This window comes from Mesorhizobium sp. CA7 (assembly GCF_020165015.1).
Lineage (GTDB): Bacteria > Pseudomonadota > Alphaproteobacteria > Rhizobiales > Rhizobiaceae > Mesorhizobium.
On sequence record NZ_JAIUHH010000001.1, the window covers coordinates 538,580 to 557,667 of the forward strand.

General features: G+C 64.4%; 16 protein-coding genes. 2 read left to right on the top strand and 14 right to left on the bottom strand.

All coding sequences use genetic code 11. The features are described 5' to 3' along the window. Positions 1 to 132 precede the first annotated feature (132 nt). Positions 133 to 1,005 carry an ATP-binding protein gene (locus LB552_RS02630; RefSeq protein ID WP_224601703.1) on the top strand — a complete coding sequence of 291 codons (873 nt, stop codon included), beginning with the start codon at positions 133 to 135 and terminating at the stop codon, positions 1,003 to 1,005. Between the two features lie 10 nt (positions 1,006 to 1,015). On the opposite strand, the gene LB552_RS02635 is transcribed toward LB552_RS02630, so the two are convergent. Further along, entirely contained in the window at positions 1,016 to 1,837 is an 822-nt protein-coding gene (locus tag LB552_RS02635; protein ID WP_411965387.1) for a helix-turn-helix domain-containing protein, read from the bottom strand. A gap of 111 nt (positions 1,838 to 1,948) precedes the next feature. On the opposite strand from LB552_RS02635, the gene LB552_RS02640 reads away from it, so the two are divergent. Continuing rightward, positions 1,949 to 2,839 carry an NAD-dependent epimerase/dehydratase family protein gene (locus LB552_RS02640; RefSeq protein ID WP_095765569.1) on the top strand — a complete coding sequence of 297 codons (891 nt, stop codon included), beginning with the start codon at positions 1,949 to 1,951 and terminating at the stop codon, positions 2,837 to 2,839. A 110-nt stretch (positions 2,840 to 2,949) separates the two neighbouring features. On the opposite strand, the gene LB552_RS02645 is transcribed toward LB552_RS02640, so the two are convergent. From LB552_RS02645 to LB552_RS02705, 13 genes are all read right to left on the bottom strand, one after another. Continuing rightward, positions 2,950 to 4,479 carry a peptidoglycan DD-metalloendopeptidase family protein gene (locus LB552_RS02645; RefSeq protein WP_224601708.1) on the bottom strand — a complete coding sequence of 510 codons (1,530 nt, stop codon included), beginning with the start codon at positions 4,477 to 4,479 and terminating at the stop codon, positions 2,950 to 2,952. A gap of 137 nt (positions 4,480 to 4,616) precedes the next feature. Next, entirely contained in the window at positions 4,617 to 5,270 is a 654-nt protein-coding gene (locus LB552_RS02650; protein WP_224601709.1) for a protein-L-isoaspartate(D-aspartate) O-methyltransferase, read from the bottom strand. A gap of 31 nt (positions 5,271 to 5,301) precedes the next feature. Then, a complete protein-coding gene (gene surE / locus LB552_RS02655; RefSeq protein WP_140627262.1) occupies positions 5,302 to 6,060 on the bottom strand; it encodes a 5'/3'-nucleotidase SurE in 759 nt (252 codons plus the stop codon). A gap of 4 nt (positions 6,061 to 6,064) precedes the next feature. Then, positions 6,065 to 7,369 carry a serine--tRNA ligase gene (gene serS / locus LB552_RS02660; protein ID WP_224525246.1) on the bottom strand — a complete coding sequence of 435 codons (1,305 nt, stop codon included), beginning with the start codon at positions 7,367 to 7,369 and terminating at the stop codon, positions 6,065 to 6,067. Between the two features lie 184 nt (positions 7,370 to 7,553). Then, positions 7,554 to 8,417 carry a twin-arginine translocase subunit TatC gene (tatC, locus tag LB552_RS02665; protein WP_224525243.1) on the bottom strand — a complete coding sequence of 288 codons (864 nt, stop codon included), beginning with the start codon at positions 8,415 to 8,417 and terminating at the stop codon, positions 7,554 to 7,556. Then, on the bottom strand, positions 8,414 to 9,121 hold the full coding sequence (tatB, locus tag LB552_RS02670; protein WP_224601711.1) for a Sec-independent protein translocase protein TatB: 708 nt from the start codon (positions 9,119 to 9,121) through the stop codon (positions 8,414 to 8,416). The genes tatC and tatB overlap by 4 nt, the downstream gene beginning before the upstream one ends. A gap of 83 nt (positions 9,122 to 9,204) precedes the next feature. Beyond that, positions 9,205 to 9,423 (bottom strand): twin-arginine translocase TatA/TatE family subunit, encoded by a 219-nt coding sequence (locus tag LB552_RS02675; RefSeq protein WP_027167260.1) that lies wholly within the window; start codon positions 9,421 to 9,423, stop codon positions 9,205 to 9,207. A 179-nt stretch (positions 9,424 to 9,602) separates the two neighbouring features. Then, positions 9,603 to 10,358, bottom strand: coding sequence for an SMC-Scp complex subunit ScpB (scpB, locus tag LB552_RS02680; RefSeq protein WP_224601714.1), 756 nt, complete (start codon positions 10,356 to 10,358; stop codon positions 9,603 to 9,605). Then, a complete protein-coding gene (locus tag LB552_RS02685; RefSeq protein ID WP_224602257.1) occupies positions 10,355 to 11,155 on the bottom strand; it encodes a segregation and condensation protein A in 801 nt (266 codons plus the stop codon). Before LB552_RS02685 ends, scpB begins: the two co-directional genes overlap by 4 nt. Before the next feature lie 62 nt (positions 11,156 to 11,217). Further along, positions 11,218 to 12,237, bottom strand: a complete 1,020-nt coding sequence (nagZ, locus tag LB552_RS02690) for a beta-N-acetylhexosaminidase (RefSeq protein ID WP_224601715.1) — start codon at positions 12,235 to 12,237, stop codon at positions 11,218 to 11,220. 133 nt (positions 12,238 to 12,370) lie between these two features. Further along, positions 12,371 to 15,871, bottom strand: a complete 3,501-nt coding sequence (locus tag LB552_RS02695) for an SPOR domain-containing protein (RefSeq protein WP_224601718.1) — start codon at positions 15,869 to 15,871, stop codon at positions 12,371 to 12,373. A gap of 103 nt (positions 15,872 to 15,974) precedes the next feature. Beyond that, on the bottom strand, positions 15,975 to 17,732 hold the full coding sequence (gene argS, locus LB552_RS02700) for an arginine--tRNA ligase (RefSeq protein WP_224601720.1): 1,758 nt from the start codon (positions 17,730 to 17,732) through the stop codon (positions 15,975 to 15,977). A gap of 61 nt (positions 17,733 to 17,793) precedes the next feature. After that, positions 17,794 to 19,023: a deoxyguanosinetriphosphate triphosphohydrolase gene (locus LB552_RS02705; RefSeq protein ID WP_224601722.1), complete on the bottom strand. Its 1,230-nt coding sequence runs from the start codon at positions 19,021 to 19,023 to the stop codon at positions 17,794 to 17,796. Between the last annotated feature and the right edge of the window lie 65 nt (positions 19,024 to 19,088).

Consider the following 19,088-nt stretch of genomic DNA (forward strand, 5'->3'; position numbering starts at 1 on the left):
GAGCGTCGCAGCGGAAGCGGCTTCGAGGCCACCGAAAAGATCATGCTCCAACAAAAGCTTGGAGCTGGTTCTTGCAGCGATGTCATGGAAGCTGCTCCCACACGCTGAAATGCCTAAACAAAAAGACCTGATATGACCGACAGCCTGGACGCATTGAACAAGAAACTCGATCGCCTGATCGAGGCAGTCGCTCGCCTCGCTCCGCCGCCGGTTCCTCAGACCGATCTCGGTGTTGCCGACTGCTTCGTGTGGCAGGCAGACCCTGGCTTCCTGGAACCGGTGCGCAAGGTCAACCGCGTCGACATCGGCCTGATCCGCGGCGTCGACCGCGTGCGCGACATCCTGCTCGACAACACCGAGCGTTTCGCGTCCGGTTATGCGGCCAATAACGTGCTTTTGTGGGGCGCGCGCGGCATGGGCAAATCGTCCCTGGTTAAGGCCGTGCATGCCACGGTGAACGCCTCCGGCAAGCTCGAGCGGCCGCTGAAGCTGATCGAAATCCACCGCGAGGACATCGACACGCTGCCCAAGCTGATGGGTCTCCTGAAGGCGGCCCCCTGGCGCTTCATCCTGTTTTGCGACGACCTTTCCTTCGATCATGACGACACGTCGTACAAGTCGCTGAAGGCGGCGCTCGAAGGAGGCGTCGAGGGCCGGCCCGGCAACGTCATCTTCTACGCCACGTCCAACCGGCGGCATCTGCTGCCGCGCGACATGATTGACAATGAGCGCTCCACCGCCATCAACCCTTCGGAAGCGGTCGAGGAAAAGGTCTCGCTTTCCGACCGCTTCGGCCTGTGGCTCGGTTTCCACAAATGCTCGCAGGACGAATATCTCGACATGATCGACGGCTATGTCCGCTACCACGATCTGGCGATCGACCCCGAGCAGCTGCGCGCCGAGGCGCTGGAATGGGCAACCACGCGCGGCAGCCGTTCCGGCCGCGTCGCCTGGCAATTCACGCAGGACCTCGCCGGCAGGCTCGGCAAGCCGCTGAAGGATTGAAACGTTAATGTCACTTGGGCGAGATCGTCCGTCGCAAGTCGCGCGGCGTCTGGCCGATTTCGCGGCGCATCCAATGCGCCAGATGTGACTGATGCGCGAAGCCCGTCAATGCTGCCACCTCGCTCGTGCTCAGATCGCCTTGCTTGAGCAGAACGCGCGCCCTTTCCACGCGGCGTCGCAGCACGTAGCGATGCAGGGTGACGCCCGTCGCCACCTTGAACCACGTCCGCAAGTGCGAGCTGCTCGCGCCGGCAACCCGGCTCAGCCGGTCAATCGAAAGCGGCTCGTGGAGAGCGGTCTCTATGTGTTCCAGAACCCGCTTGAGCTGCGCATCCGACAACCGGTTCACTCGAACCGTGTCCGGCCCATCGAGACCGAGCAGCCTCACCGCAAGGGCGGCGCCGATGCTGTCGGCAAACAAAGGGCCGCTCGGCGCGCCGGCATTGAGGTCGCTCTGCAGCGCTCGGGCAAGATGTTCGATGCGCTGGTCACGAAGCAAATGGCGCGTGTCGAGCCGCGACGCTCGCACCCTGCCGCCAAGTTCTGCGGCGACCCTTTCCATCAAAGCCGGCTGCAAGACGATCTCAATCGTCTCGAACGGGGTTTCGGCCTCGAAGCCGCCCTCCTCCCCAGCCGGCACCAGGTCGATATCGCCGGCGCGCCTGACGAAATATCGCCCAACCTGGTTGCAGTAGGAGCGCGTTACCGCGCTTGCATGCACCATGATGCGATGGTGTGGCGCCCGGGACAGGCGATGGACGCCTGCTTCAACACGGCGGGAGATCATTGCTACGTCGGACGAGGATCGGGCCGGCTCGAATTGCGAAGGCATGCTCTCTCGATTCATGGCGGAACCTGTCCAAGATTTGGCAATTCCCGCGCGATTTTCAACGCCGTGAACTCGTACTCACGCCTCTCCATCAAGCTTGGAAGAGAGGTTGCAATGAGTTTCTATGTTGTTGTCGGCGCGGGCCCCGTTGGGCGCGAGACGGCTCGTCGTCTTGGCGAAGAAGGACACGATGTCGTGCTCACAAGCCGAAGCGTCGGTTCGAACGCGTTGCCGAATGTGCGGACGATACGGGCTGACGCCACGGACGCCGCGGAGCTGTCACGCGTTTGCCGAGGCGCCGATGCCATTTTCATGTGCGCCATGGCCACATATCATCGGTGGCCCACCGACTTTTTCCCAATAATCGACGGCACCGTGCGCGCGGCGGAAGCCGTCGGCGCGAAGCTCGTCGTGCTTGGCAACCTCTATGGTTATGGGGGAAATGCCGACCGTCCGCTTCGCTCCGACATGTCTCTAGACCCGACTTCGAAGAAGGGAACCGCCAGGACCATCATGTGGCAGCGGGCGGTCCGCGCCAGTGTGCCGGCGATCGAAGTGCGGTCCAGCGACTATCTCGGACATGGCGCGATCAGCTACTTCTCGCTGGTCGCGCTGCCTTCCATTATCGAAGGCAAGCCCACCGCCTTCATTGGGGACCTCGACGCAACTCATGCCTGGGCCTTCACCAAGGACGTCGCGAGCACGCTTGTCGCGGCCTCCCGCTACACGGGTGAATGGGGACGGGCGTTTCATGTTCCTTCGCAATACGCCTCGCCCCGCGAGCTTATCCGGAAAACCGCGGCAATGCTCGGACACGAGATCCCAGAGACACGCTCCTATTCCGTCCCCGAGATGGAAGCCCTTGGCATGCATGAGCTCGTCGAGATGCGGTACCTCTTCGAGAGCCCCTTGCTGGTTGATAGCTCCGACGCGGAGACACTTCTTGGCGTGAAGGCCAGCAGCCTTGAAGAGATGATCGCCGATACGCTCCGTGATCATCTCTGAACCTTGCGGGCAGGCATGTTGCACGGATCTGAAAAAGCCCGCTCCTTGCGGAGCGGGCTGAAGACGGCGGGCCGGACTGGAGGTCAGGCGGCCCGCAAACGGTTCTTGTTCTATTCGAGGTAGCCGCTCGGATCGACCGGGGCCGAGTTCTTGCGCACTTCGAAGTGCAGCTTGGGCGAGTCGGTGGTGCCGCTCATGCCGGAGAGCGCGATTTCCTGGCCGCGCTTGACCTTCTGGCCGCGCTGCACCTCGATCGAGCTTGCATGGCCATAGACGGTGACCAGGCCGTTCTCGTGCCGCACCAGCACGGTGTTGCCGAATTCCTTGAGGCCGTCGCCGGCATAGATGACGACGCCGTTCTCGGCCGCCTTGATCGGCGTTCCTTCGGGCACCGCGATGTCGACGCCGTCCTTGCCGGAACCGAAGCCGGAGATCACGCGGCCGCGCACCGGCCAGCGCATCTTGCCGATCCCGGTCGCGTCGGGCGCCACCGCATCGTCGTCCTCGGCCTGCTGGATGACCTTGGCGTCCTTCTTCGGCGGCGTATAGGAGGCGAGCGTCTCGGTGGTCTTGGCCGCCGGCGGCGTCGTTGCCGTCGTCACCGGATCGACCGCCGGCTTGGTGGCCGCGGGCTTTGCCGCGGCAACGGCGACCGTGCCGCCGGCCGGAACCTTGAGCGTCTGGCCGATCTTGAGCAGGCCGTCCTGCATGCCGTTGGCCTTCTTCAGCGCCACGACGCCGACGCCGGTCTTCCTGGCGATCGACGACAGCGAGTCGCCCTGCTGTACCGTGTAGGAGCCGCCGGCGCCGGCCGGCTTGGCTTCAGCCATCTGCGCCGCTGGCTTGGGGTCCTTCGAGCCGCTGGCCGCGGCCGACGTATCGACCTGAGCGGCCGACTTGCCGTCTTTGATTTTCGGCTGCTGCGGCAGCACCGCGACCTTCTCCGGCGCGCCGGCAGGCTGCTTCGGCGTATTCACCGGCTTGCCCTCGGCGACTTTCGGCTCCTTGCTGGAATAGGCATAGGCGGGAATGACGATCTTCTGGCCGCTGCGGATGCCCTTCTTCGGATCGATCCCGTTGACCTTGGCGATGGCATCGGCAGGCACGTGATAGTGCTGCGACAGGCCCGAAAGCGTCTCGCCGTCCCTGACCACGATTTCGGTCGCATGCGGGGCAGCACTGGCGTTGCGCACGGCGTCGGGCTCGGCCGTCTTGAACGGCTTGGCCGGCGCGACGGTGTTGGTGGTCGTCCTGTCGACATGCGGTGCGGGGGCAAGCGCGGGAGCCGGAGCAAGTGCCGGGGCTGACGCTGTGCGCATCGGCCTGGCCGGCGCGGCGGCAGGCTGCGAGGGCGGCGGCAGCTGCTGCGCCGTGACCGGCTCGAGGCTCGAGCGGCTCACCGACTGGGTGTGGGTGCCGTCGACCGGCGCCGGCGCGACCGTGTCGCCCGGATAGGGCTGGTCGACATTCTGCTTGTTTATGATGGCGCGCTGATTGTTGGTGGATGACGTGAACACGTCGTCGACACCGTTGAAGCGCATCGACTGGGAACTGCACCCGGCCGCAGCGCCGGCAATCATCAGAACAGCGCAACCGCGCGCCAGATTACGTCTGTTTGCCTTCAAGTGATTGAATTGCATCGCACTAACCCGCACAGACCCGGTACAAACTGGTCACGATTAAAGCGCGTTAATGTTACTGGGCGGTTAACCCATTAGAATCCGACAAAAATTTTCTTAAAACATTGGCGGAAATTTTGGCGAGGGCTGTGAAGCCCTTAAATCACCATCGCGACGCCGCGCAGGATCGGCTGCAGCCTGACCATGCCGATGTCCTCGCGCTCGAAGCGGCTGCCGACCTTGGTGAGCTTGGCCAGCACCTGCTCGCCCTCTTCCGGACCGATCGGCGCGATGACGATGCCGCCGCTCGACAGCTGGTCGAGCAGGAAGCGCGGCAGGCTGTCGAAGGCGGCCCAGGCGACGATACGGTCGAACGGCCCTTCATTGGGCAGGCCGTTGGACCCGTCGGCTTGGCGGACGATGACATTGCTGATGGCCAGCGCCTCGAAGCGCTGCTTTGCCTGCTCGGTCAGGGTTTTATAGCGGTCGATGGTGATGACGCGCGCCGCAAGCCTCGACATGACGGCGGCCGTGTAGCCCGAACCGGTTCCGATCTCGAGCACGCGGTTGCCCGGCTCGATGTGAAGCGCGGCGATCACCGCCGCCTGCAGATCGGCGCCCTCGATCGCCTCGCCGCATTCGATCGGCAGCATGCCGTCCGACCAGGCGACCGCATGGAACTGCGCCGGCAGGAAACCACGCCGCGGCGTCGCCTCGAAGGCGGCGACCAGCGCCTTGGGCGCCGCGCCCCTGCCCCGCAGCCTGAGCAGGAAAGCGGCAAAACCTTCGCGGTCGTCGATGCCCGTATTCATGCCAAGACCGTGTTCATGCCAAAACCCTATTTTATGACAGCGCCTTGGTCAGTTGGTCGCGGAGCTCATGGGCGGTGAGGTCGAGCTGCAGCGGCGTCACCGACACCAGCCGGTTGCGCAGCGCATGGAGATCCGTGCCCTTCTTGCCTTCGACCGGCTCACGGCCGAAGCGCAGCCAGTAGTAAGGCAGGCCGCGCCCGTCGCGCCGCTCGTCGACCCAAAGGCTGTGCACCAGCTTGCCCTGCGCGGTGACGACGGTGCCCTCCACCTCGTCCGGCGCGCAGTTCGGGAAATTGACGTTGAGCAGCACGCCTTCCGGCAGCGGCGTCTCCACCAGTCTCTTGAGCAACGCCGGCGCCAGCGCCTCGGTCGTCTCGTAAGGCACGACGCGATCCTCGCCGACATAGGAATAGGCCTGGCTTACCGCGATCGAGCGGACGCCGAGCAGCGCGCCTTCCATGGCGCCCGCAACGGTGCCCGAATAGGTGACGTCGTCGGCGATGTTGGCGCCGGAATTGACACCGGACAGGATCAGGTCCGGCGGTCCGGGCAGAATTTTTTTCGTGCCCATGATGACGCAGTCGGTCGGCGTGCCGCGCACGGCATAGTGCTTCTCGCCGATCTTGCGCAGCCTGAGCGGCTCCGAGATCGACAGCGAATGCGCATAGCCGGACTGGTCCTGCTCCGGCGCAACCACCCAGACGTCGTCCGACAGCGTGCGGGCGATACGCTCGAGCGACGCCAGCCCCTCGGCATGGATGCCGTCGTCATTGGTCAGCAGGATGCGCATCAAGTCACTTCGCTTCGATCTTGGCGAGACCACCCATGTAAGGCCGCAGCACTTCAGGAATGGTTACGCTGCCATCCTCATTCTGGTAGTTTTCGATGACGGCGATAAGAGCCCGGCCGACCGCGGTGCCCGAACCGTTCAACGTATGGACGAAGCGATTGCCCTTGCCATCCTTGTCCTTGTAGCGGGCATCCATGCGCCTGGCCTGGAAATCGCCGCAGACCGAGCAGGACGAGATTTCGCGATAGGCGTTCTGCCCCGGCAGCCAGACCTCGATGTCGTAGGTCTTGCGCGCGCCGAAACCCATGTCGCCGGTGCAAAGCGTGACGGTGCGGAACGGCAGGCCGAGCCGCTTCAGCACCTCTTCGGCGCATTCAGTCATGCGCTCATGCTCGGCGAGCGAGCTTTCCTGGTCGGTGATCGAGACCAGCTCCACCTTGTAGAACTGGTGCTGGCGCAGCATGCCGCGCGTGTCGCGGCCGGCCGAGCCGGCTTCCGAGCGGAAGCATGGCGTCAGCGCGGTGTAGCGCAGCGGCAGCTTTTCATGCGCGGTGATCTCTTCTCGCACGAGGTTGGTGAGCGGCACTTCGGCCGTCGGAATGAGCCCAAGCCGACTGTCGCCATGCGGCGTGAAGAACAGGTCGAGTTCGAATTTCGGCAGCTGATTGGTACCGAACAATACCTCGTCGCGCACCATCAGCGGCGGGATGATCTCTTCATAACCGTGCTCTGTCGTGTGCAGGTCGATCATGAACTGGCCTAGCGCCCGCTCCATGCGCGCCAGTTGGCTCTTCAGCACCGTGAACCGCGAGCCGGACAATTTCGCCGCCCGCTCAAAATCCATCATGCCCAGCGCTTCGCCTATCTCGAAATGCTCCTTCACCCAATTCGGACGCGTCGGCACCTCGCCGACGATGCGCTTGACGACATTATCGTGCTCGTCCTTGCCGACCGGCACGTCATCAAGCGGCACGTTGGGCAGAACCGCCAGCGCGTCGTCCAGCGCCTTGTCGAGTTCGCGCTCGCGCGCCTCGCCATTCTGAATGAACGCCTTGATCTCGCTGACCTCGCCCTTGAGCTTCTCGGCGAGCGCTGAATCGCCTGAACGCATGGCGTTGCCGATCTCCTTCGAGGCGGCGTTGCGGCGTTCCTGCTTGACCTGCAATTCGCTGAGATGCGAACGCCGCGCTTCGTCCTTGGCGACCAGGTCGTCGACCGTGGACTGCGCTTCATCCGCCGGCCACGAGCGCTTCACCAGCGCTTCGACAAGGGCCTTGGGGTTGTCGCGAATCCATTTGATATCAAGCATGGTCGATCCTCAAAGCAATGCATGTCGCCCAGAAGTATGTCGCGGTTCTGGGACAACGACATGCATCAAAACTAAGACTTAAAGCGATGCGCTTTAAGGATCGAGGGCGTAAACCGCATCCGTCATCGATGCAAGACGGCGGTCAGGACGACAGCCGCGATTTTCCCGGCTTGACGCCTTTCGCCTAGGCCGACGGCGCGTCCGGCGTGTTGCTGGCGGCAGAGCTCCCCGCCTCCGCCTGCTCGCGCGCCAGGCGGTCGCGCGCCTGGCTGCGCTCGATCATGCGCGAGGACCAGATGGCGACCTCATAGAGAATGATGGTCGGGATGGCGAGGCCGCACTGGCTCATCGGATCGGGCGGCGTCAGCACGGCGGCGACGACGAAGGAAAGGACGATCGCCCATTTGCGCTTCTCGGCCAGCGCCTGCGACGACAATATGCCGACGCGCGTCAAAAGGCTGGTCACCACCGGCAGCTGGAACACCAGGCCGAAGGAAAAGATCAGCGTCATGATCAGGCTGAGATATTCCGACACCTTCGGCAGCAGCGAGATCTGCACCTGGTCGTTGGTGCCGGTCTGCTGCATGGCCAGGAAAAACCACATGACCATCGGGGTGAAGAAGAAATAGACCAGCGAGGCGCCCATCAGGAACAAGATGGGCGATGCGATCAGGAACGGCAGGAAGGCGCTGCGCTCGTTCTTGTAGAGCCCCGGCGCAATGAACTTGTAGATTTGCGTGGCGATCAGCGGAAAGGCGATCACCATGCCGCCGAACATGGCGAGCTTCACCTGGGTGAAGAAGAACTCCTGCGGCGCGGTATAGATCAGCTCGACCTTATGCGGGTCGAGCCCTGCCCACTGTGTCGCCCATTTGAAGGGGACGACCAGAAGGTTGAACAGGCGCTTGGCGAAGAAGAAGCAGACGAGAAAGGCGACGAAGAAGCCGCCCAGCGACCAGATCAGGCGGCGGCGCAGCTCGATGAGATGCTCGATCAGCGGCGCTGACGATTTCTCGATTTCTTCCCGCTCCTTGTCCGAAACGCTCACTTGGTGCCGCCCGTCATCTTCTTGCCGTCGGTTGCCCTCTTCGCGGCCGGCTTCTTCGCCGCGGCAGGCTTTGCCCCAGCCTTCGGCGCTGCCTTCGTTGCAGGCGCTGCGGTTTTGGCCGACGCTTTTGCTGCCGGTGCCCTAGTTGCCGCGACCGGTTTGGCCGCCGTGCTGGCGGTCCTTGCCTTGGCGGTCACCGCCTTTTTCGCCGGCCTGGCCGGCACGGCGGTGTCAGAAACCGGTGCGGTGACGGAGGCGTCGGTCATGGCCGGGAAGGCTGGAGCGGCAGAGCTAGCCTCGGGCCCACCGACGCCAGGCAGGTCCGTCGCACCGTTCTTGAGCGGCTCGGCGGCCTGCGGCGTTTCCGCTGCCGGCGCCGCCGGATCGGCGGCCGGCTTGGGCTTCATCATCGTATCGACGCCGGCGCGCACATCGGCCGCGGCCTGCTCGAACGGATTGAGCTGCTTGCGCACCTCGTTCATCGGATTGAGGCCGCGAAGACTATCGATCGAGCTCTTCACATCGTCGAGCTCGGCTTCCTTCAGCGCTTCGTTGAACTGCTTCTGGAAGTCGCCGGCCATGGCGCGCAATTTCGCCGCGGTGCGGCCGAAGGTGCGCAGCATGTTGGGCAAATCTTTCGGCCCGACGACCACGATCATGACGACCGCGATCACCAGCAGCTCGCTCCAACCGACTTCGAACATGACAATCTATTCCGACGGGTGCCTGCCGCCCAAAAATGCGAAGCGGTTTTGGGACAACGGCATGCTCAAAGCAACAACCAAGATCAGCTCTTGCTGACCTTTTCCTTGGCCGGCGAAACAGTCTCGTCAGCGCGATGCTCGACGGTACGCTTGTCGTCGGCGTCGTCGTCGGCCATGCCCTTCTTGAAGCTCTTGATGCCCTTGGCCATGTCGCCCATCAGTTCCGGGATCTTGCCGCGGCCGAACACCAGAAGCACGATGACCAGCACGATCATCCAGTGCCAAATCGAAAATGAACCCATAACAATCTCTCTCGAATGGTTTCCCTCGGCGATGATCTATGCGTTTTCGCTCAGGGATTCAAACACAACCGCTACGAAGTTGATAAAATGGCTAGCGGATGTCACGCACTTTCGGCGTGAGCGGCTTGCTACGAATCCGCGCAGCCTCTGCTAATAGACCATTCGCGGCGATTTGATGATCACTCGTCGGCGACGCGCGGCGTCAGCAGCCCGAGCTCCTCGAGGTCGATGTCCGTCAGCGCATCCTCGTCTTCGGCGAGCGCGTCCGGGTCGGCCGGCGGAACCGGCATCGAGAAATTCGCCGGCATGCGCGTTGAGAGCAGGCCAGCGCCCTTCAGCTCTTCCATGCCGGGCAGATCGCGGATCTCCTCCAGTGCGAAATGATCGAGGAAAGCGTCAGTGGTGCCGTAGGTCACCGGCCGTCCGGGCGTGCGGCGGCGGCCGCGCATCCTGACCCACTCCGTTTCCAGCAGCGTGTCGAGCGTGCCCTTCGACGTTTCAACGCCCCTGATGTCCTCGATCTCGGCGCGCGTCACCGGTTGGTGATAGGCGATGATCGCCAGCACTTCGAGCGCCGCGCGCGAGAGCTTCCTTTGCTGCACGGAGTCCCGGCTCATCAGGAAAGCCAGGTCGCCGGCGGTGCGGAAGGCCCAGGCATCGCCGACCCGTACCAGATTGACGCCGCGCTTGGCATAGATTTCCTGCAGATCCGCCATTGCGGCTGCAATGTTGACGCCTTCCGGCAGGCGCGCGGCAAGCTGCTTTTCGCTGACCGGCTCGGCACTGGCGAATATGATCGCCTCGGCCATGCGCACGGCTTCCGACAATTGCAGCCGCTCGGCCGGGTTTTCGATGGAACCCTGCTCGGCCATCTCGTCTTCCGGTTCGTCCTCGACCTTGAACGGGATGACCGACGCGTTGGCGCGTTCGCTCATGATACCACCTCGACTACCCTTACCCCTTGCACGCGGCCGCGCAGATAGATTGGCGCGAACACCTGATCCTGCCGCACTTCCAATTTGCCCTCGCGCACCATCTCGAGCGTCGCCGCGAAGGAACTGGCCATCGCCGTGCGCTTCTCTTCCGGCGCCGCCAGATATTCGATCAGGAAGCTGTCGAGCGTCGTCCAGTCGCCGACCGAGCCGATCAGCCGCGCCAGCACCTCGCGTGCATCCTTGAGCGACCACACGGCGCGCCGGGCAATCGTCACATTGTTGATCGCCTGCCGCTGACGCTGCTGCGCATAGGCGGTGAGCAGATCGTAGAGCGAAGCCGAAAAGCTGTTGCGCTTCTCGACAATGACCATTTCCGGCATGCCGCGCGCAAAGACGTCGCGGCCAAGGCGGTTGCGGTTCACCAGCCGCGCCGAGGCGTCGCGCATGGCTTCAAGACGCTTCAGCCGGAATTGCAGCACCGCCGCCAGTTCCTCGCCGCTTTCGCCCTCCTCGCCCGGCTGTTTCGGGATCAAGAGCTTCGACTTCAGGAAAGCCAGCCACGCCGCCATCACCAGATAGTCGGCGGCAAGCTCGAGCCTCAGCGCCCGCACCTTTTCGACGAAGGCCAGATATTGCTCCGCGAGCGCCAGGATAGAAATGCGCGCCAGATCGACCTTCTGGTTGCGGGCGAGATGCAAAAGAAGATCGAGCGGACCTTCGAAACCCGCCACGTCGACGACCAGCGACGGGTCGCCGGTCAGGCGTGAATCGTCGTTCTCGGCCCACAGGCGGTCCATCGGTGCGGCCTTCGCGGCCTTGCCTTCCAATGTCTCCGCCACTTGCCTTTCGTCCCTTCGGTTCAGGCCACCGCTTCGAAATAGGTGGCGAATTCTGCGCGTATGGCCGTTTCATTGGCGACGTCGCGATTCTTTATATAGGTCAGCGCCCGCTCGGCGCGCTGCAAAGACTTGCCTGACAGCGCCGTCGTGCGCGACGCGATCCCCGACATCTCCTCGAAAACGCCATTGCAGTGAAGGACGAGATCGCAGCCGGCCGCAAGGATCGAGGCCGCCTTTGTCGGGAAATCCCCAGAAAGTGCCTTCATCGACGTGTCGTCGCTCATCAGCAGCCCGTCGAAGCCAATCTCGCCGCGGATCACCTGATCGACGACCTTGGCGGACGTCGTCGCCGGATTGTCGGGGTCGACCGCGCTGTAGACGACATGAGCCGTCATCGCCATCGGCAGCTCGTTCAACGCCTTGAACGGGGCAAAATCATGCCGTCTGAGTTCATCGAGCGGCGTATCGACGGTCGGCAGCGCGAAATGCGTGTCGGCAAAGGCGCGGCCGTGGCCGGGAATATGCTTCATCACCGGCAGCACGCCGCCCGACATCAGCCCCTCGGCCGAGGCCCGGCCAAGCTCGATCGCGGCGTTGGGCTCCTTGCCATAGGCGCGCGCGCCGATGACGTCGCTGGCGCCTTCGACGGGCACATCGAGCACCGGCAGGCAGTCGGCGGTGATGCCGAGGCGCGAGAGATCGAAGGCATGCAGCCGCGCCATCAGCCAGGCGGCGCGGCGGCCTGCCTCGCGATCATCGCGCCACAATGCGCCAAGCGCGCCCCCGGCCGGGTAGTTCGGCGCTAGCGGCGGACGCAGGCGCTGCACCCTGCCGCCTTCCTGATCGATGAAGACCGGAGCCTCCGGGCGACCGACGCAGTCGCGCATCGAGGCGACGAGGTCGCGGATCTGCCCGGCCTCGCCGATGTTGCGCGCAAACAGGATGAAGCCCCAGGGACGTTCGTCCCGATAGAAGCGGATTTCGTCCTCTGTGAGGGATTTCCCGGCGCAGCCGAGGATCATGGATTTTGATTCGCTCATGCCCGGAAGCTTAAGGCTTTGAGCGAGCAAAGGGAATCACCCCTGCCCTCGGACCAGCCAAAGCCCGCAACCGTCCACAGCGAAAAGCCGGCGCGGCCTCGCGGGGGCGCCGGCTTTGATAGGCTTGATTTAATCAGCGCGATACGAAGCAGTTGCCGCCGGCCGCCTTGTAGCTGGTGCAAAGGTTGATCGCATCGTTGCGCGACTGGGCCGCAACCCGGACGCGGTAGAAGGTGCCCTTGCCCGCGACCTCGGCCTTGACGATGTTGGCCGTGCGGCCGGACAGCACGCCGCCATAGCGGCGCTGCAGGTCTTGATAGGTCGACTGCGCGCTTTCGACCGTCGGCTGCGAGGCGATCTGCATCGACCACGAGCCGCCGCCGGCGGCCGCCGCCGGATCGATCGAAGCGACCTGGTCCGGCTTGACCTCGCCGACGATATCGACCGGCTGGTCGGACGGACGCGCCGGCGCCACCGGCGCCACTGCCGGCGTGTTGGCCGACTGCGCCTTGGCTTCAGTCTTCTTCGCGGGTTTCACCGGCTTGACGGCCGGCGCATCGGCCTGGTCCGTAACGGCCTGGCCCGCGTCGGAAGCCACGGTTCCCGTCTGCTGGCCGTCGGAGGCCGGCGCGACATGTTGCGGCGCCGGATCGCTCGGTTCGGCCGCGGCGACCTTCGGCGCAGCGGCTGGAGCCGGGTCCTCGCGCGGCACCAGCGAGCCGTCGGGTTTCACCATCATCGTCTTCACCTTGCGCGGCGCGACGGCGACGACATCGTTGTTGGCGGTGTTCTCGGCATCCTGCTGCAGCACCTGGGCGATGCGGTCTTCCGACTTCGGCGCCGGTGCCGCCGGCTGCGCGCTTGCCGGCGCGGTAGGCTGCGCGCTTGCGGGCGCGGCAGGTTGCGTGCTTGCGGGCACAGCCGCTTGCTCGACGCCGGGCAATGCTGTGCCTGGATCGCCGGCGGCGTCAGTGCCGGCCGCGGCGCCATTGTCGTTGGGCGAAAGGTCGACCACACGACTCTGCGGCGGTTCCTTCGATGCCAGATCCACGGGCTGCTCGGTGGTGTTCACCAGCTTCTGCTGCACCGGCTCGGCCGGCTTGGCCGCGCCGCCGCCCTTGGCGACCGCGTCGTAAACCTTGTTGTCCTGGTTCGGCACCACCGTGCCGCCCGGATTTTCGGGCTTCACCTTGATCGGCGAATTGTCGGCCTTGACGATCACCGGGGCCGCGCTGCCACCTTTGCCGCCGAAGGAGAAGGCCAGCGCGCCAAGGCCGCCGAAAACCACCACTGCGCCGACGAGCGCCGCGATCATCACGCCGCGCCTGCGCGGCTGCGCCGCCTCGCGCTCGGCAAGCCCGGGGATCGCCATCGCTTCTTCGAGCTCGGGATCATAGTCGAGCTCATCGGCGGCGAATTCGTCCGCCTGCGAAACCGGCCGGCTGCCGGGCAAATCATCGGCATCGTAATCATTCGCGACGGCAAACGCAGCCGGGGCCGCTGGAGCCGCCGGAGCCTCGGCACGCAAGTCGCGACGATCATAGCCATTGAAGCCGGCATTATAGGATTCGTCGTCGTAGCCGCGGCTCTGTGTCGGCGCCGACGCGATCTCCGTCGCGTTCATGTCGGTGAGCAGGCTGGCGAATTCCGCATCGAGATCGTCATATGCGGGTGCAGCCGGCTGGTCCTCTTCGAAGCTGAGCTCCGGAATGTCGAGGTCGTCCGCGAGCGCGACCACGCGCTCCGGCACGTCGACCGTCTCGACGTCGGGCATGTCATCATGCTCACGGCCTTGCGGCACAGGCGCCTGCACCGGCTTGGCGTAGGCGGAAGAATCCGCAGCCGGTTCGCTGCGGTAGGCCGGCACCGCCACCTGCATTGGCGCTGAAGGCGCGGCCATCTGCATCGGCGCCGAGGCTGCCGGCTGCGCAAACGAAGCCTGCACCGGCGGAGCGGCGGTCGGGGTCGAGCGACTCCACGACCTTGCCGGCTCGGCGTTCGTCGAATGCAGCCAATCGGACGAATTTGCCTTCGCCCGGGCGGCCTCCTGCTCGGCTTCGATACTCCGGGCGAAAGCGGCGCCGAATTCGTCGTCATCAAAATCGACCGCGGGCTCTGCCTTGGCCGAGGCTGCGAAATCCTGGTGATCGAGCTCGCTGGCGAGCAGGTCGTCCAGGTCGCTTTCAACCGGCTGACCGCCTTGGCCGCTCTGCGACGGCTGCTGCTCGTCGAGATTCCAGTCGAGATCGTCGGTCTCGGTCTTCTCGCTTTCGTAGCTCGCAGGTTGCGCAACCAGCCGGGGCGCGGGAGCAGGCTCCCTGACAGCCGGCATCGGCCGCGCGGTCATGGCGCCAAGCAGCGCATTGAGCTCGTCTTCCAGGCTGCGCTCGCTGGCGGCCGGCTTCACGGGCTCAATGGCGGCGCTCGGCGGAACCGGAGCGGCGACGACGGGAGCCGCCGCCTCGGCGACGGTCGGCTGCAGCGCGGCAACAGGCTCGACGGCCGGAGCTTGCGGGTCCTCGTTCAACGCATCGCGAAAGCTCAGCTCGAAATCGTCATCAAGGGTCAGCGCCGCGGCAGGTTCGGGCGCGGCGAGTTCCGGCTCGGCGGCAGCCGTCTCGGCCGGCGCCTCGACAGCCGGCGCAGGCTCGTCGTCAAGCGACGGCTCAGGCTCCCCAAGATTCTGGCCGAGATCCATATCCTGGCCGAGATTGATATCGACATCGGTCATCGCCTGATCGAAATGACCGGCAAAATCGTCCTCGGAAATCAGCGGGGCGGCTGCGTGAGCTTCGACCGGCTCGGCGGCCTGCGCATGCTGCTCCGGCTCGTGGCTCTCAAACGACAGCTCGTCTTCGAGCGACATCTGGACCGCGTTGTCGAAATCGGCGTCGAACGCCGCCTCGCTTGCGGCCTGCATGGCCTCGACGGCGTCCTGACGCGCGTCAGCCGGCTCTTGATCATCGAGGTTGGCGAGCTCTTGATCGTCGAGGTTGGCAGGCTCGTGATGGTCGAGCTGGAAATCCTGGTCCAGCGAAGCCGCCATTTCCCGGTCGATCGCAAGATCATCTTCGACCGGCGAGACATCGAGCGAACTGGCGACGGCCTTGTCGAAATCATCGTTGAAAGCGACTTCCGGCTCGGAAGCTTCTTCTGGCACCGGCGCGAAATGCGCCTCAGATGCAAGGTGCGCCTCTGGCGCGACTTCCGGTTCGGGCGCCGCCTGCGGCTGCGGCGCAAAATCCGGCTCCGGCGCACGGGCCACAGCGAAGTCGGCATAATCCGCCGCGTCGTCGAATACGAAATCCTGCTCGAAGGAAGCGGTAAGCTCGTCGTCATTCGCGGCGGCGCTGGCAGCCTCGAAGGCCGGCTCTTTGCTGATCTGATGCAGTGCAGCCTGCTGAGCGACCGGCGCGCTTTCCTCGACGGTGTCGAACTCGCCCATCAACTCCTTCTCGAGGTCGATGTCGAAATCGTCAGCCTCCACGGCCTGATTGACCTTTTCGGCCGCGGGGGCCGGCTGCCGCACCGGCTGGCGCGGATCGAAACCCATGATCCGGGTCAGTTCAGCGAACGGATCATCGTCGGCGATGTCGTTGTGGTCGGCTACTTTCAGCGGGGTTCTGTCTGCCATTATTGTTCCCGAACTCGCACACAGTCGGACGCCATGGACGTCGCGCAGGGTTGGCCCTTACCAGCGCAATGTGGGCAAAAGGTGACAGGTTTTTTAGTTAAACCTAACGCATTTCGATGGGCGCGTCTGCCCCGATCAGCGTCAGGCCGGAAGTCAAAACATCCGAAACAGCCTGCACCAGCCCTAGTCTGGCATAAGTTGATTCTCGGTCGTTAACCTTAACAAAACGTAAGTCCTGGTTGTCGTTGCCGCGATTCCACTGTGCATGGAAGCTGGAAGCCAGATCGTAGAGGTAGAATGCCAGCCGGTGCGGCTCCAGCGAAAGCGCCGCGGATTCGATCAGCCGGGGATATTCGGCCAGCTTCCGGATCAGCGCGATCTCGCCCTCGTCGGCCAGCGCAGCCACCGAGGCCGCGAGCCGGTTGCGATCGAAGTTCGCCTCGCCGAGCTGCTCGCTCGCCTGCCTGAAAACGGAATGGCAGCGCGCCGACGCGTACTGCACGTAGAACACCGGATTGTCCTTCGACTGCTCGGTGACCTTGGCGAAGTCGAAATCGAGCGGCGCGTCGTTCTTGCGGTAAAGCATCATGAAGCGGATCGGGTCGCGGCCGACCTCTTCCACGACCTCGCGCAGCGTGATGAAATCGCCGGACCGTTTCGACATGCGGACCGGCTCGCCGTCGCGGAACAGTTTTACGAGTTGGCAAAGCAGCACCGTCAGCTTGACCGTGTCGCCGGCAACCGCGCGCGCCAGCGCTTCGAGCCGCTTGACGTAGCCGCCATGGTCGGCGCCGAGCACATAGATCAGGTCGACGAAGCCGCGGTCGACCTTGTCCTTGAGATAGGCGACGTCGGCGGCGAAATAGGTGAAGGAGCCGTCCGACTTGACCAAGGCCCGGTCCATGTCGTCGCCGACCGCGGTCGAGCGGAACAGCGTCTGCTCGCGGTCTTCCCAGTCGTCCGGCTTCTCGCCCTTGGGCGGCGGCAGCTTGCCTTTGTAGATGTGGCCCTTCAGCGTCAGGTCGGCGATCGCCGCCCGGATCTTCTTGGCGTTGTCGGCATGCAGCGTGCGCTCGGAGAAGAACACGTCGTGATGCACGTTGAGCAGCGCCAGATCCTCACGGATCATCGCCATCATCGCGTCGACGGTGCGGTCCTTGACGATCGCCAGCGCCTCCTCTTCCGGCATCTCCAGCAGGCCGAGTCCGAACTCCTCAGCCAGCGCCCGGCCGACGGGGATCAGGTAGTCGCCCGGATAAAGCCCGGGCGGTATCTCGCCGATGGCTTCGCCAAGCGCCTCGCGATACCGCAGCAACGCCGAGCGGCCGAGCACGTCGATTTGCGAGCCGGCGTCATTGATGACGTATTCCTTGGTCACGTCGTAGCCGGCGAAGGCCATCAGATTGGCCAAAGCATCGCCGACCACGGCGCCGCGGCAGTGGCCAACATGCATGGGGCCGGTCGGGTTGGCCGAGACATATTCGACATTGGCCTTGCGGCCGCCGCCGATGGTCGAGCGGCCATAATTGCGCCCCTCGCCGAGCAACGCCGCCAGGTGCGTGTGCCAGAATGCGTCCTTCAGCCTGAGATTGACGAAGCCCGGCCCGGCGATCTCGGCCGAGGCAATATCAGCGTCGCCCCGCAGCGCTTCGGCCAGTTTTTCGGCAAGCGCGCGAGGGTTCTGTCCGGTGGGCTTTGCCAGCACCATCGCCGCATTGGTCGCGAGGTCGCCATGGCTGGCGTCACGCGGCGGCTCGACCGCGATACGCGACAGGTCAGGCGCGGCCCCATCCTTGTCTTTCAGGTCAAGGGCTTCGACGGCTTTTATGATCCGCGCGTTGAAATCGGCGAAGATATTCATCGGAAGTGCTCTGGGCTTTAAGAGGCGACCGGCTCGATGGCCGGCAAAATCGAGGCTCGCCCTAGCTCAAATCGGGCGTATGGTCAAACAGACGCCGATGTTCCTTGAGTGCATAGGTGTCAGTCATGCCGGCCAGGAAGTCGGCGACGCTGCGCGCCTTGATGCGGTCCTCGGCCCGGTCGAGCCCTTCGCGCCAGCCGTCGGGCATGGCGCGCGGATCGGCGAAATAGACGTCGAACAGCTCGCGCACGATCTGTTCGGCATCGGCCCGCACGCGCATAACCTCCGCATGCCGGTATAGATGCTTGTAGAGAAAGGCCTTCAATTCCTTTTCGGCCGCCGCCATGCTGGCCGAGAAGGTCACCAGGGTCTCGCCGGCCGCGCGCACCGCGTCGGCGCTGTCCGGCTTCAGGCGCTCGATATTGGCGATGGTCGATGCGATGACATCCTCGACCATCAGCGTGATCTGCCGGCGCATCAGTTCGTGGCCGGTGCGAACATCGTCGAGCTGAGGATATTTGGCACGCACGCTGTTCAGGATCGAGCCGGGCAGACCGACCTCTCCAAGCATATCCAGCGTCAGCAGGCCGGCGCGCAAGCCGTCGTCGATGTCATGGGCGTTGTAGGCAATGTCGTCGGCGATCGCCGCACACTGAGCCTCGATGCCGGCGAAGCGGTCGAGCTCGAGGTCGTGCAGCTCCGAATAGTCGCGGATCGCCTGCGGCACCGGGCCCTTGAGCCCCTTCCCGCTCGCGTCGGTCAGCGGGCCATTGTGCTTGACCAGCCCCTCCAGCGTTTCCCAGGTGAGGTTCAGCCCGTCGAATTCGGCATAGCGCCGCTCGAGCCGCGTCACGATACGCAGCGACTGGGCGTTGTGATCGAAGCCGCCCCAGGTCGCCATCTTCTCGTTGAGCGCGTCCTCGCCCGTATGCCCGAAGGGCGTATGGCCGAAATCATGCACCAGCGCCACGGCTTCGGCGAGATCCTCGTCGCTGCGCAATGCCCGTGCCAGCGCGCGGGCGATCTGCGCCACCTCGATCGAATGCGTCAGCCGTGTGCGGTAGTGATCGCCCTCATGCGCAACGAACACCTGCGTCTTGTGCTTCAGCCGGCGAAAGGCGGTGGAATGGATGATGCGGTCGCGGTCGCGCTGGAACGGTGTGCGGGTCGGGCTTTCCGGCTCGTCGAACAGGCGACCGCGCCAGCGCGCCGGATCGCTCGCATAGACGGCGCGCGGCCGGTCGCCGAACCCGATGTCGCCGAGAGCATCCTTGCCCTGCCGCTCGTCCATTGATCCACCAGTTGACTTGGCCCCGCCCGCTTCATACCTATCATGTGAAACCGAAAGCAAGGTGA

Excerpts from the sequence above, each read along its gene's own strand:
- LB552_RS02630 (WP_224601703.1), top strand. The coding sequence starts at position 133 with ATGACCGACAGCCTGGACGCATTGAACAAGAAACTCGATCGCCTGATC.
- LB552_RS02635 (WP_411965387.1), bottom strand. The coding sequence starts at position 1,837 with ATGCCTTCGCAATTCGAGCCGGCCCGATCCTCGTCCGACGTAGCAATG.
- LB552_RS02640 (WP_095765569.1), top strand. The coding sequence starts at position 1,949 with ATGAGTTTCTATGTTGTTGTCGGCGCGGGCCCCGTTGGGCGCGAGACG.
- LB552_RS02645 (WP_224601708.1), bottom strand. The coding sequence starts at position 4,479 with ATGCAATTCAATCACTTGAAGGCAAACAGACGTAATCTGGCGCGCGGT.
- LB552_RS02650 (WP_224601709.1), bottom strand. The coding sequence starts at position 5,270 with ATGAATACGGGCATCGACGACCGCGAAGGTTTTGCCGCTTTCCTGCTC.
- surE (WP_140627262.1), bottom strand. The coding sequence starts at position 6,060 with ATGCGCATCCTGCTGACCAATGACGACGGCATCCATGCCGAGGGGCTG.
- serS (WP_224525246.1), bottom strand. The coding sequence starts at position 7,369 with ATGCTTGATATCAAATGGATTCGCGACAACCCCAAGGCCCTTGTCGAA.
- tatB (WP_224601711.1), bottom strand. The coding sequence starts at position 9,121 with ATGTTCGAAGTCGGTTGGAGCGAGCTGCTGGTGATCGCGGTCGTCATG.
- LB552_RS02675 (WP_027167260.1), bottom strand. The coding sequence starts at position 9,423 with ATGGGTTCATTTTCGATTTGGCACTGGATGATCGTGCTGGTCATCGTG.
- scpB (WP_224601714.1), bottom strand. The coding sequence starts at position 10,358 with ATGAGCGAACGCGCCAACGCGTCGGTCATCCCGTTCAAGGTCGAGGAC.
- LB552_RS02685 (WP_224602257.1), bottom strand. The coding sequence starts at position 11,155 with ATGGACCGCCTGTGGGCCGAGAACGACGATTCACGCCTGACCGGCGAC.
- nagZ (WP_224601715.1), bottom strand. The coding sequence starts at position 12,237 with ATGAGCGAATCAAAATCCATGATCCTCGGCTGCGCCGGGAAATCCCTC.
- LB552_RS02695 (WP_224601718.1), bottom strand. The coding sequence starts at position 15,871 with ATGGCAGACAGAACCCCGCTGAAAGTAGCCGACCACAACGACATCGCC.
- argS (WP_224601720.1), bottom strand. The coding sequence starts at position 17,732 with ATGAATATCTTCGCCGATTTCAACGCGCGGATCATAAAAGCCGTCGAA.
- LB552_RS02705 (WP_224601722.1), bottom strand. The coding sequence starts at position 19,023 with ATGGACGAGCGGCAGGGCAAGGATGCTCTCGGCGACATCGGGTTCGGC.